Origin of the sequence: Paenibacillus sp. Soil724D2, assembly GCF_001427935.1 — a bacterium.
GTDB lineage: Bacteria > Bacillota > Bacilli > Paenibacillales > NBRC-103111 > Paenibacillus_E.
Genome location: NZ_LMRY01000045.1, coordinates 90,154 through 102,440, shown reverse-complemented (window position 1 = coordinate 102,440; position 12,287 = coordinate 90,154). Strand labels below are relative to the sequence as shown.

The 12,287-nt window shown below is 44.5% G+C and carries 10 protein-coding genes and 1 pseudogene; 8 read left to right on the top strand and 3 right to left on the bottom strand.

All coding sequences use genetic code 11. The features are described 5' to 3' along the window. The first annotated feature begins 56 nt into the window (after positions 1-56). The 5 genes and pseudogenes from ASG85_RS27370 (at position 57) to ASG85_RS27350 (ending at position 5,945) form a co-directional block, all read left to right on the top strand. Positions 57-959, top strand: a complete 903-nt coding sequence (locus tag ASG85_RS27370) for a carbohydrate ABC transporter permease (RefSeq protein WP_060648343.1) — start codon at positions 57-59, stop codon at positions 957-959. A 1-nt stretch (position 960) separates the two neighbouring features. Beyond that, on the top strand, positions 961-1,791 hold the full coding sequence (locus ASG85_RS27365; protein ID WP_060648342.1) for a carbohydrate ABC transporter permease: 831 nt from the start codon (positions 961-963) through the stop codon (positions 1,789-1,791). 105 nt (positions 1,792-1,896) lie between these two features. Then, a complete protein-coding gene (locus tag ASG85_RS27360; RefSeq protein ID WP_060648341.1) occupies positions 1,897-3,051 on the top strand; it encodes a glycoside hydrolase family 88 protein in 1,155 nt (384 codons plus the stop codon). A gap of 20 nt (positions 3,052-3,071) precedes the next feature. Next, positions 3,072-4,671: pseudogene (locus ASG85_RS27355) on the top strand (glycoside hydrolase family 43 protein). Between the two features lie 254 nt (positions 4,672-4,925). After that, positions 4,926-5,945 (top strand): glycosyl hydrolase 2 galactose-binding domain-containing protein, encoded by a 1,020-nt coding sequence (locus ASG85_RS27350; protein WP_060648340.1) that lies wholly within the window; start codon positions 4,926-4,928, stop codon positions 5,943-5,945. A 249-nt stretch (positions 5,946-6,194) separates the two neighbouring features. On the opposite strand, the gene ASG85_RS27345 is transcribed toward ASG85_RS27350, so the two are convergent. Continuing rightward, positions 6,195-7,076, bottom strand: coding sequence for a LysR family transcriptional regulator (locus tag ASG85_RS27345; protein WP_060648339.1), 882 nt, complete (start codon positions 7,074-7,076; stop codon positions 6,195-6,197). Between the two features lie 334 nt (positions 7,077-7,410). On the opposite strand from ASG85_RS27345, the gene ASG85_RS27340 reads away from it, so the two are divergent. The 3 genes from ASG85_RS27340 to ASG85_RS27330 all read left to right on the top strand — a co-directional run bounded on the left by ASG85_RS27340 (position 7,411) and on the right by ASG85_RS27330 (position 10,699). Further along, positions 7,411-8,595, top strand: a complete 1,185-nt coding sequence (locus tag ASG85_RS27340; protein ID WP_060648338.1) for an MFS transporter — start codon at positions 7,411-7,413, stop codon at positions 8,593-8,595. 16 nt (positions 8,596-8,611) lie between these two features. Further along, positions 8,612-9,889 carry an ISL3 family transposase gene (locus tag ASG85_RS27335; protein WP_060648337.1) on the top strand — a complete coding sequence of 426 codons (1,278 nt, stop codon included), beginning with the start codon at positions 8,612-8,614 and terminating at the stop codon, positions 9,887-9,889. Between the two features lie 153 nt (positions 9,890-10,042). Next, positions 10,043-10,699: an FMN-dependent NADH-azoreductase gene (locus ASG85_RS27330; RefSeq protein ID WP_060648336.1), complete on the top strand. Its 657-nt coding sequence runs from the start codon at positions 10,043-10,045 to the stop codon at positions 10,697-10,699. A gap of 182 nt (positions 10,700-10,881) precedes the next feature. Here the strand turns inward: ASG85_RS27330 and ASG85_RS27325 are convergent, their stop codons facing one another. Further along, a complete protein-coding gene (locus tag ASG85_RS27325) occupies positions 10,882-11,577 on the bottom strand; it encodes an alpha/beta fold hydrolase (RefSeq protein ID WP_060648335.1) in 696 nt (231 codons plus the stop codon). A gap of 255 nt (positions 11,578-11,832) precedes the next feature. Further along, positions 11,833-12,129 (bottom strand): ArsR/SmtB family transcription factor, encoded by a 297-nt coding sequence (locus ASG85_RS27320; protein WP_057305728.1) that lies wholly within the window; start codon positions 12,127-12,129, stop codon positions 11,833-11,835. Between the last annotated feature and the right edge of the window lie 158 nt (positions 12,130-12,287).

Genomic DNA, 12,287 nt, shown 5'->3' with positions numbered 1-12,287 from the left:
CACTTGCGGAGGTTTTCCTGCTACTACCTTCAAAGTCCAATAGGAGGCATAAGAGAATGACAACCATACAGCCTGTGAAGAGAAAAAGAAAATGGCTCTCCTTTTCCGTCGTGTTTCTTATTCCTGCGCTGATCCTCTATACCTTGTTCGTCATGGCACCAACAGCGAGCAGTATCTATCTCAGTTTTACTTCCTGGGATGGTGTTAGTCCTGATATTCGCTTCATTGGACTTGATAACTTCGTGGAGATGTGGCACAGCGAGCGCGTGCATAATGCACTGAAAAACACGTTAATCCTGTCCGTTGTCTTAGTTATTATAGAAAATGCCGTTGCCCTGCTGCTGGCGATGCTGGTAGATCAGGTGAAATGGTTCCGCAATTTATTTCGCAGTATTTTTTACTTCCCGACATTACTCAGCGGGATTGTAATGGGATTTGTCTGGACGATTATTCTGAATTATAACTTTGGAGTTGTTACACAATTGCTCGATAAGCTTCATCTTTCCTTCTTGAAAATCGATTGGCTTGGAAATCCGGATTACGCATTGATCGCTATCATTTTTGCAACTGTATGGAAAGGCGCTGGCTATTATATGATTATTTATTTGGCCGGTCTGCAAGGTATTCCGCCAGAGCTGTCGGAAGCGGCAAGCATTGATGGTGCGAACCGCTGGGAGCAATTCCGCCATATCACGTTCCCTCTGCTGGCAGGTGCTTTTACGGTATGTATGATGCTGTCGATGATTGCGTCCTTAAAAATATTCGATCAGATTGCCGTTATGACGGATGGTGGACCTGGTTTTGCGACAGAAACACTAACGTACATTATTTATAAAGTCGGCTTTGGCGAGCTGCGGCAAGGCTTCGGAACAGCACTATCGCTTGTCTTATTTATCCTGATCCTGATCGTTTCACTCGTCCAAATTAAGCTGCTTCGCAGCAGGGAGGTGCAGTTATAGGATGAGAAAGCAGAAAAATGTGCTGGAGATTCTCCTCTTTGTCCTGACGCTAGTCCTTGCGATTATCTTCTTCTTTCCGATCTACTTCAGCTTGATTTCCGCCTTTAAAAGCAACGGAGCTATTCTGAGGGATGCGATCTCATTTCCGACCAGCTGGTACGTGGATAGCTTCGTCTATCTCTGGACCAAAACCGATTTCCCTAGAGCCATGGTCAACTCGGTCATTTTAACCCTATGCTCGATTATCGCGATGATTGCGGTCATTCCCATGGCAGCTTACGCGATTGAGCGGACGAATAAAAGATGGACGAATATGGTATATGTCTACTTTCTATCCGGCATGATGATTCCATTTCAAGTCTATATGATTCCACTGTTCAAAGAGATGAAAATGATGGGTTTCTACGGCACCTTAAGTGCTCCGATTCTCATTTACATCTCCGGCTCAGTAGGGTTCGGCGTACTTCTTTATACAAGTTTTCTGAAAGGCGTTCCGCGTGAAATTGAGGAAGCAGCTGAAATCGACGGTTGTTCCAAGTGCGGCATTTTCTGGAGGATTGTATTCCCGCTGCTTGGGCCGTGTACGGCGAGCTTGGTCGTGCTGAACGGTCTCGGCATTTGGAACGACTTCCTGATGCCAAGCTTGGTGCTGCCTTCGGATAAGCCCAAGACAATGATCGTCGAAATCTTCGGCTTCGTCGGCGAATATGCGTCCCAGTGGGATATGGTTTTCGCAGGCACCGCGATTTCAATCATTCCTGTCTTGATCGCATTCATCGCGCTGCAGAAATACTTTGTCAAAGGGATCGCAGCAGGTGCAACCAAAGGCTAACATTAGGGGGTTTGTGACAAATCTAAACCTCTCTATCAACCTTCAAGGCGGATAGGGAGGATTTTTAATAAGGAAAAATAAAATGTAGAAAGCGGGCAGAAACGCATGTTAAATGGGCAGGATCAAGCATGGTTGAATGAATTGATTGACAGATTATCAACGAAAATGGATTGGGTCAGTGAGAAGTCCAAGCATAAAATTCCGTACACGACAATTAACGGAACACACGATAATCGCAACGTGGATAATCCTACAGTTACCGAAACGGATGGGATTAATTGGTGGACGAATGGCTTCTGGGGCGGCATGATGTGGCTTATGCATCACGAAACCGGTAACGAGAAATATAAAGAAATCGCTCAAATCTCCGAAAAAGAATTAGATCGCTGTTTTGATGAATTTTACGGCTTACATCATGATGTTGGATTTATGTGGCTGCCGACAAGTGTAGCGAATTATAAAGTGACGCAGAATCCAAAATCTCGCAAAAGAGCGCTGCATGCCGCTGTACTGCTCGCGGGTCGCTTTAATTTGGCAGGTGGCTTTATTCGCGCTTGGAACGATTTAGAGGGTTCTGATACAAGAGGCTGGGCGATAATTGACTGCATGTTCAATATTCCGTTGCTGTACTGGGCTTCAGAAGAAACCGGTGATCCGAGGTTCAAGCAAATCGCGATGAAGCATGCCGATACCGCAATGTCGGCGTTTGTTCGACCAGATGGGTCTGTCAACCACATCGTAGAATTTGATCCGTTTGAAGGCGGCGTAATTAGATCGTATGGTGGACAGGGCTATGAAGAAGGCTCTTCCTGGACGAGAGGGCAGACCTGGGCGTTGTATGGGTACATGATGAGCTATATTCATACGCAAAAGGAGGATTATTTGCAAACCGCGAAACGGATTGCTAACTATTTTATCGCGAACATTCCTGAGGATGGCGTGATTCCGGTAGACTTCCGACAGCCGAAGGAACCGAAGCGCGAGGATGATACGGCTGCAGCGATTGCGGCGTGCGGTCTGATTGAAATTGCGAAAGTCGTAGGCGAGCATGAAAAGGAGCTTTATCTCGGTGCGGCGCTGGAGTTGCTAAAAACACTAGATAACTCCCGAATCGATTGGTCAACGGGTAGCGATAGCCTGATTCAATTTGGTTCAGCTGCCTATCATTCGGAGAACCATCATCAAGCGATTATTTATGGCGATTACTATTTCATGGAAGCGATTTTCAAGCTTAAAGGGAACGATTTATATCTGTGGTAAAAGAAAGGAAGCACAACGACATGATTCAAAATCCAATTCTACGAGGCTTTAACCCGGATGCGTCGATCATTCGGGTCGAAGATGATTATTACATTGCAACCTCTACCTTTGAATGGTTCCCTGGGGTGCTCATTCATCATTCCAAAGATTTGATGAACTGGCGTCCCTTGACGCGCCCGCTGGATCGGGTGAGTCAGCTTGATCTGCGCGGTGTGCCAAGCTCTGGCGGAATTTGGGCGCCTTCCTTAAGCTACTGCGACGGTACTTTTTATTTGTGCTTTACGAATGTGGTTGGTCGAAAAGGCGTGTATAAAGATCTTCACAACTATATCGTGACGGCACCTTCGATTGAAGGACCTTGGTCTGAACCGATCTATCTGAATGCCAGTGGTTTCGATCACTTTTTGTTCCACGACACGGATGGCCGCAAGTATTTGTTTAATATGCAGTGGGATTTTCGGAAAAACAAAAATCGGTTCGCTGGCATTATTATGCAGGAATTCTGTTCAGCTGAAGGCAAGCTAATCGGCGAGATTAAGCTGATTACCCAAGGTACAGAATTGGGTGTTACGGAAGGGCCGATGGTGTATAAGAAAGATGGGTACTACTATTTGCTGGTTGCCGAGGGGGGAACGGGTCCGATGCACGCCGCAACCCTTATAGCGTTCGACTTCCGTAGATGGTCCCTATGAAGTTGACCCTGACTTCCCGATTATTACCACAAGAAACACCCCAGAACATCCACTGCAAAATGCAGGTCACGGTTCCTTGGTGGAAACGCAGCTGGGGGACTGGTACATGGTGTTCATTTGTTCTCGTCCCTTGCCAGATGGCAATAAGCTCAGTCCATTGGGGCGAGAAACTTCCTTGCAAAAAGTAGCGTGGACGCCGGACGGCTGGCTGCGGCTGGCCGAAGGTGGGAAGCAGCCACAGCTGCATATTCCGGAGACGGAGCTTACTCCCCACCCGTTTGCACCGGACCCGGTCCGCGATGATTTTAACGAAGCGAAGCTCAGCGTACATTGGCACACACTTCGCGCTCCGGCTGACGAGTCATGGTTAAGCTTAACGGAGCGCCCAGGTTATTTGCGACTACTGGGAAGAGAGTCACTTACCTCCTTGCACCACCAAAGCCTTGTGGCAAGACGCATTCAAAGCTTCCAGTGCGAGATGGTGACATGTGTGGCGTTCGAGCCGGAAGCTTTTACCCAAATGGCGGGTCTTGTACTTTACTATGATGAGTCCGATCATTACTATTTACGCATTTCCCACGATGAGCAGCTTGGCAAGCATTTGGCAATTATCATAAGCGATCAGGGGCAGTATGATGAATTGGACACTTATGTGACGATTCCTGAAGGGGAGCGCATATATCTCAAAGCAGCAATGAATTTCGATAAGATTCAATTTTCTTATTGTTTAGACGGTCAGTCGTGGCTACCTATTGGTCCGACGCTGTACTCCGGCAATCTTGCCGACAGCTATCGGCGCAAATTATCCTTTACTGGCGCTTTCGTTGGGCTATGCGCGCAGGATTTTCGAGGAACTCGCCTGCATGCGGACTTTGACTTCTTCGATTATGAGGAATTGGAATTTACGGAAGCCGAAATTTATAACTAAATTGAACGCAAACAAGCCTGAGGATGTCTCAGGTTTCTTTGTTATATTCGGCATGCTAATCCTGCAAAGAAATGTAGATTGATGGGGCGTATCAGAATCGTTATTACCGTTTTTATAACATTCGACGTAATTCACAGTATACATGCAAGCCTGAGGTAGCTACTGTTAATATGAGGGAACGGTTTCGAATGAATGGAATACGCTTAGTCTCCCTTCGTGGCTCGATTAAAATTTAGTTGTAAGAGGTGCACAGGATGAGGCTCAAGTTAAATGAGGATTGGCAGTTGACGTGGGAGCCGCTCTACCGTCAGGCAGGCGACTATATTCAGGTCAGGAACAAACAGCGGGATTGGCTGCCAGCGGATCTGCCCTGCGATGTGCATATGCCACTGATCGAGCGAGGTATTATCGCAGAGCCGCTGGTGGCGAATCACTGTTTTGCCAGCGAATGGGTAGAGGAACGCTCGTGGTGGTTTAAGAAGTCATTTGAGCTAACGGCGGAGCACCTAGTCTCGGATCAAATGATTCTCCACATGGCATCTTTGGATGTAGAGGCGGATATCTGGTTGAACGATTGTCATCTGGGTCATCATCGCAGTGCTTTTTATCCATTTTCTTGTGATCTTAAAGGGAAAGCACAGCAGGGGGTCAATCAACTTTTTGTGAGAGTTACCGCAGGTTTGGAACACTATTCTGAACATGATCTTGCTCTAATTGGTGAAGCCAAGGTTGTATATAAGAACGAGCAGATCGGTCAACGAGGCGATCATCGCCGTGGCATGCTGAGAAAACCGCAATATGTGTTTGGGTGGGATTGGGGCCCCCGGGTAGCGACGTGCGGAATCATGGGTGAGGTTAGTATAGCGTTTAACCGTAAGATGCAAATACGAGATATCCATGTCATGACGACACAGGTGGATGCTGCCAATCGAGAAGCGCACGTACAGTTTCAATTGGAGCTCGAGAATCTGTATCCTTTTCAAACGTTGGAAACGCAGCTGAAGCTAGAGCTGTTGTTCAACGGCAGGCAAGTTCAAAGTAATGAGCAAGACTGTTGTCTACGGTCAGGGATTAACTACGTAACCATTTTTTTATCCGACAACTGCCAACTACACTGCACATCAGCGAGACGATTGGAGACAGCTTGGACAAATCGACGGTTCGCCCGACCTACAAGGACGCTTATGTGTATGAGCTGGAATATTTCTACGAGGTCGTCACACAGGGCAAGCCGCCAAAGACAACACCGGAGGATTACTTGGAGGATCTGCTAATATTTGAAATGATAATGAAAGCTATTCAGCAATAGGTCAGTATCTCGGGAGATTGGATTCACGCGGCACCCGAACTACAACAAAAGAGCTAAGTTTGCGTATGCGGCTTAGCTCTTTTGTTTATAGGAACTAACGAAAAAGAGAAGTTTGAAATAGCTCCTCTAGTTATTCTTATGATTAAAACCACATTCGTTTACATCGCTTACATATTGGATGATCGCGGGAAGGAAGTCGTCGTTGGCCGTTGTGTCAAAGAAGGCACGGACGTTCCATTAAAAGATCTATAAACTCCCTCGCTGCTTTCTCCATATAGCGGTCTTTAAGATAAATCACACCTATTTCCCTGCGTAGAGAAGGATTCGTAATGCGAATCATACTCAAATCTTGATGAGGGTACATCTCTAAAAGTGTTTTAGACAAAATGGATACTCCTGCACCTGATCGGACCAGCATCAACAAGGATCTAATGGTTGTGGTCTCAATTTTTGGTTTTAAATCAAAGCCGAGGCTTGAGCATGCCGAATCAATCATCTTACGACAACGATGAGTGCTTGGGAACATAATAACGGGTTCTTTCTTAATCTCTTCAAAAGAAATGGTTTTGTGGTCAGCAAAGGGATGATCCGACTTCACCACAAAATAAAAATCTTCTACATAAAGAGGTACTATTCTTAATCGTTCATCCTCCACAGGCAAAATGGTAACAGCGAAGTCGAGTTCGTTTAGGATGAGAGGTTCTACAACATCTACTAAGCCATTTAGCTTGATTTGAATTTTTGGATACTTTTTATGGAAGTCGACCAGCAAACTGGATACTAATTCATTGATCTCTCCAATTAGCGCTCCAATAGACAGCGTACCACGCTCAATGTGCTGCAGCTCAAAAATCTCTTCACGTGCTCCAGTCAAGGCACCGAAAATAGTGCTGCAATGATTGTGCAAAATACTCCCAGCCTCCGTGATCGCGATTTTTTTACCGATTCGACTAAATAGGGGAGTGCCCATTTCGTCCTCGAGAAGCTTGATCTGATAGCTTAACGTGGGCTGCGTAATTCCTAACCTCTCAGCTGCACGGGTAAAATGAAGCTCCTCGCATATCGCTTTAAAACACTCCAGTTGTCTGAACTCCATGGGAACCCCCTCCTTTTACGCGTACTACATCTTTATTTATTGTAGGTTAAGAAAATTAATTTATCAATAGAGTGATTTTTATTGAAACGATAGAAGAATTCTATTAACCTGCGGAATTAAAACGGGTCGCACAATAAGTATCATTTAAATTTTCGATGGTTTCTATTCAAATTAATATATTGATCTATTGATCCTTTTTTCACTACAATACTTACATGTAATCAAGAAAGGAGAATAGAACATATGAGATCAGGAGGTATAGAAAGAAATTCTTTCTTTGTTCATTAGTTCAATATTAATTGAACTATTAAAATAACTACAAAGGGTGAATAACATGAATAAATTAACAGCTTTATTTTTCGTCATCATGTTTCTTATCGGTACGGATACATTTATCATTTCTCCGCTTATCCCCACTCTTCAGGAATTGTTTCACATCCGGACCGAATATGCCGGTTGGATGGTGGGAGCCTACGCTTTAGGTTATGCCATATTTGCACTCATTGCCGGTCCGCTTTCCGATGGGTGGGATCGCAAAAAAGTAATGCTTTTTGGGATGTTTTGCTTCTCGATTTCAACCATCTTATGCGGCTTTGCCTTTAATTTTTGGTCGATGTTTTTATTCCGCGCTTTGGCCGGATTCGGCGCAGCGTTTACAACGCCTCAAATCTGGGCCTCCATCCCGACTTTGTTTCCTGCGCAGAAGGTCGCCAAAGTATTCGGAATTGTAATGGCGGGCTTGGCTTCTGCCCAAGCGTTCGGCATACCTATTGGAGGTTTGCTTGCTGCAACTCATTGGTCTTATCCTTTCTATACAATCGGCGCATGTTCGCTGCTAGCGACGGTATTTATCTTTTACACTTTGCCCGCAATGAAACCGAATCAAGACCAAAGAACCAAGATGCCAATCTTTAAAAGATATGTCCTGCTATTGAACAGCCAAATGGCGAGAAGATCTTTCCTGGCTCATTTCTTGTTTCAATGCGGATTCATGGCTGCTTTTGCTTTCATTGGAAAATGGATGACAGACCGCTTTGAGCTTTCTGTCGATCACGTGGGGTTCGTGATGTTTTTTCTGGGTCTTGGGAATATGGTGGGGAGTATCGGCGGTGTTTATGTGATCAAAATATTGGGTCGTTTCAACACACTGGTTATTGGCTTTGTTGTCTCCATTGCATGTTTTCTAGTTTTACCTCATTTGTCGTCGGTTTCGGCTTTCGAAGGTGCATACTTTTTCATTTTCGCTAACATGGGAATATCATTTCCGCTAATCATGGGACTTCTGACTTCATTAAATCCGACGATCCGTGGCACGATCACAAGCATGGCCAATTCAGCCATGTACGCTGCGACAACACTCGGTTCTTGGATCGCAGGCTTGCTTTATGCGACTTTTAACGGTTTTACCGCCGTTGGCCTATTTGCGGCTTTATGCATTGTCGGTTCGTTGTTAGCTTTTTTTTCAAGTGGTATTTTGCCTGCTCAGGAGAAAACAAAGAAGGAGCTTGTAGAATCATAAATGCATAGAAACTCAAATGGATATTCTTAATCTTCCAAAATTCCACATCCTAAGTATTCGTGAGAATGAATTTGATTTTCTAATACAGGTGGTGACGAACTCTCCACCTTTAACATGTGCTCATTGCGGATGCCTAACGAACCTCTACAAGCACGATAACAGGGAACAGATTTGTATGGACTTGCCTATTAACGGCAAGCGTGTAGGGCTTCTAATAAAGCGTCAGAGGTATCGCTGTAGAGACTGCAATCGAACCTTTTGGGAACGCTTAGACCACACCATAGACGAGAAGCGAAGGTGCACCAAACGATTATTGTTTTATGTAGTGAAGCAAAGCCTTAAACGCACGTTTGTCAGCATATCTGACGATGTTGGACTGAATGAAAAAACGGTTCGTAACATCTTTCGTGATTACATCAATCGTGTTAAAGAAACGCTTCGGTTTGAAACTCCTAATTGGCTTGGGATTGACGAAATACACCTTATCAAGCCAAGATGCGTTTTAACCAACATGGAGGAACATACTTTGTTAGACGTTCTGCCCAATCGTAACAAGGAAACCGTTGTAGACTGTCTTTCACGCCTTACAAATAGAGAACGAATACAATACGTAACAATGGATATGTGGAAACCGTATAAGGACGCTGTGAGGGCTGTATTGCCAAAAGCTATTATCATCGTCGATAAGTTTCCCGTTCTCTGTATGGCAAACCAAGCGCTAGAAACCATCCGCAAACAGCTTAAAAAGGGCTTATCGCCGAAGGCACGGCGTGGGCTTATGAATGACCGTTATATCCTCCTTAAACGCCATAGAGAGCTTACAGAGATCGATAGGATACTGCTTGACCAATGGACGAATCATTACCCGTCTCTCGGCATTGCGTATAACTTGAAGGAATCTTTCTTTGACATATGGGATAGCGACAGCAGACACAAGGCATACCTCAAATATCACGATTGGAAAGCTAAGTTACCAAATGAACTCCATGCGGCTTTTGAGCCTCTTACAAAGTCTATGGAGAACTGGGAAGAAGAGATATTCGCCTACTTCGACCATCGTGTCACCAACGTTTATACCGAGTCACTGAATAGCCTTATCCGTATCACTAACCGTTTAGGTAGGGGCTATTCGTTCGAAGCCCTACGAGCCAAAATTCTCTTTACAGAGGAGCTTGCAAAGCAACGTAAGCCAATGTATCAGTGGCGGACCGATACCTATGTACCGGAAGAAACAACTCTGCTTGGTATTGATATTTTCACCTTAATTGAGAAATTGGAGAAGGGCAAATTATAAGCCCTTCTCCACCAAAAATTCTCCGAACACGGAGCTGACGATTCCCGACTTCTCAATCTGCCGAATATGGGACAGGTCTCGGGCGGGAATTCAACACATAGTTCAATCGACGATTTAAGTTATCGTTAATAAACCTAAAGGAATGATTATATAATGTCCAAAATGCTAGTTATCAATGCCCACCCCCAAGTGGAGTCGCAACAATCCATTAGTTTGCTCGTACTGAACCACTTCCTGAGCATATATAAGCAGCTAAATCCAACGGAAACTGTAGAGCAAGTCAACCTGTACGACGAACAGATTCCAGTTGTGGACCATACGGTATTAAGCGCCAGTGATAAACTTCGGAAGGGAGAGCCCCTTACTGATGCCGAACAGCAAGTCACGGATCGAAGGAACGAGATTCTTAAACAGTTCAAAGATTCGACTAAATATGTCATTGCGATGCCACTGCACAATTTTAACATTCCTTCTAAACTGAAGGATTATATGGATACGATTATTATTCCGCGCGAGACGTATAAATTTACCGAGAACGGCTCCGTCGGATTGTTATACGACGGCCGCAGCATGCTCGTTATTCAAGGGAGCGGCTCCGTCTATACGAACGACGATTGGTATACGGAGGTTGAATATTCGCACAAGTACCTTAAATCTATGTTTAATTTCCTAGGGATCGAGGATTATCAAATCATTAGGGCGCAAGGGACAGCCATCTTAAAATGGGAGGAAATTCTGGACAAAGCGTACCGTGAAGCGGAGGAAGCGGCCCGACGTTTGACTGCCGTCAACCATAAAGTTACCGATTAAAGATAACGCCGGCGAAGGGTTCAATCCCCCGCGCCGGCGTTTTTCATCATAACAAGCGAATTATGGCCCTAGTGTTAAGGGAGGCTTTGTTTGTGTGTGAGGAGGTGGTGTGATTTTTCATTTAATTGCAGGCGATAAAAATGTATAAAACGTGCTCCCGTGTTCACGAAAGCTACTCACTTTTAACCAATATTGAGCAGAATGTTACATAGTTGTTCTGGAGTTGAATAGAACGGCGAATGGTCTGAATCCAACGTGAATACTTCCTTGCAGGGAGATGCGGCTTGCATTTGCCTTTGCATGTCGATTGATATGGCATTATCTCGAAGGCCTTCAATGTAATAACGAGGGACTTGACCAAAATTTTTTTCCGTCAGGCTCACCGGTGTCACAAATGGATTCGTGGCTTGTACCTGTAACCGAGATACTGCCCCGACTAAATCCTCATCTAGGCAATTGTTGTAGAACGTATCCTTTGCTTTGTCTGCGGGAACGGTAATTGTGCTCCCATCTTCAGAGACCCGCATATTGGGATTAGGCGGAATCACGAGCATGTTTTGACCATTCTGTAATAGAAATGCGGTTAAATAAACGAGCGATTTAATTCGATTCGGACGGTACTCGGCTGCTTGCGATACAACAATCCCGCCCATGCTGTGTCCAACTAGAATAACCTCTTGATCAAGACCATCAATAGCAGCTACCACACGATTTGCATACACGTCGAGCGTTACCTCTGAAATTGGGGTTTGGTCTTCTCCGTGTCCGGGTAAATCGATGGCAATTACACGATGACCGGCTGTTTCTAACATAGGAACGATTTTTTCCCAACACCAAGCTCCATGCCACGCGCCGTGAATGAGCAGATAAGTAGACAACGAAATCACCTCTGAATAATATGTTATAATACGATAAAGTTAAATTTCACACCTGATAACAAGGGACCAAGCCACCTCGCAGCTTGCAGGCAGACGACAAGGGTGAACAATGGACACCAGCAAGGTGCGTCACAATACACCAACTCGGACAGAAAGTCGCGTGAATTCTTTGACTAAATGCCAATTGATACAAAAGATAATTTAGTTTCATAGTTCAAATACTATTGAACTATTGAATAAAAAAATAATTTCTTTCTACAACGTATCCAGAAATCCGGGTAAGTAAGTTTGAAAGGTCTCCATATCGATACTCATATACCTCGTTTGAGCTTCTTTTCGTACCTTGATCAATTTCGCCTCCCTTAAAGTCCGCAAATGATACGAATTATTCGATTTTGAAGTACCGTGAATGTCTCCCACTTCTCCGCAATTCATCTCCTTCTTATTGGCATACAGAGTTCGTATGATTTCCAATCTTGTTTCATCAGCTAATGCCTTAAATATTCTGGCCCTGTGCTCATCATTCATTAATTTTTGAGTTTGAGTAGTCATAAAACTATTGTACTAAGAAATCGATACAAATCAAGTCTTTAGTGAAATACCACCATATTCTCCGATTTATAAGTGAAATGTTTTGAGTTTGTCTCCACTTTAAAATCCGAAGACCCGATAAATAAAACGCCAATCAGAGGATGGTACAAAAGGATATG

Bases quoted from the DNA above. Each gene is read 5' to 3' on its own strand.
- ASG85_RS27350 (WP_060648340.1), top strand. From the start codon at position 4,926: ATGAGGCTCAAGTTAAATGAGGATTGGCAGTTGACGTGGGAGCCGCTC.
- ASG85_RS27370 (WP_060648343.1), top strand. From the start codon at position 57: ATGACAACCATACAGCCTGTGAAGAGAAAAAGAAAATGGCTCTCCTTT.
- ASG85_RS27320 (WP_057305728.1), bottom strand. From the start codon at position 12,129: ATGACTACTCAAACTCAAAAATTAATGAATGATGAGCACAGGGCCAGA.
- ASG85_RS27330 (WP_060648336.1), top strand. From the start codon at position 10,043: ATGTCCAAAATGCTAGTTATCAATGCCCACCCCCAAGTGGAGTCGCAA.
- ASG85_RS27335 (WP_060648337.1), top strand. From the start codon at position 8,612: ATGGATATTCTTAATCTTCCAAAATTCCACATCCTAAGTATTCGTGAG.
- ASG85_RS27340 (WP_060648338.1), top strand. From the start codon at position 7,411: ATGAATAAATTAACAGCTTTATTTTTCGTCATCATGTTTCTTATCGGT.
- ASG85_RS27360 (WP_060648341.1), top strand. From the start codon at position 1,897: ATGTTAAATGGGCAGGATCAAGCATGGTTGAATGAATTGATTGACAGA.
- ASG85_RS27345 (WP_060648339.1), bottom strand. From the start codon at position 7,076: ATGGAGTTCAGACAACTGGAGTGTTTTAAAGCGATATGCGAGGAGCTT.
- ASG85_RS27365 (WP_060648342.1), top strand. From the start codon at position 961: ATGAGAAAGCAGAAAAATGTGCTGGAGATTCTCCTCTTTGTCCTGACG.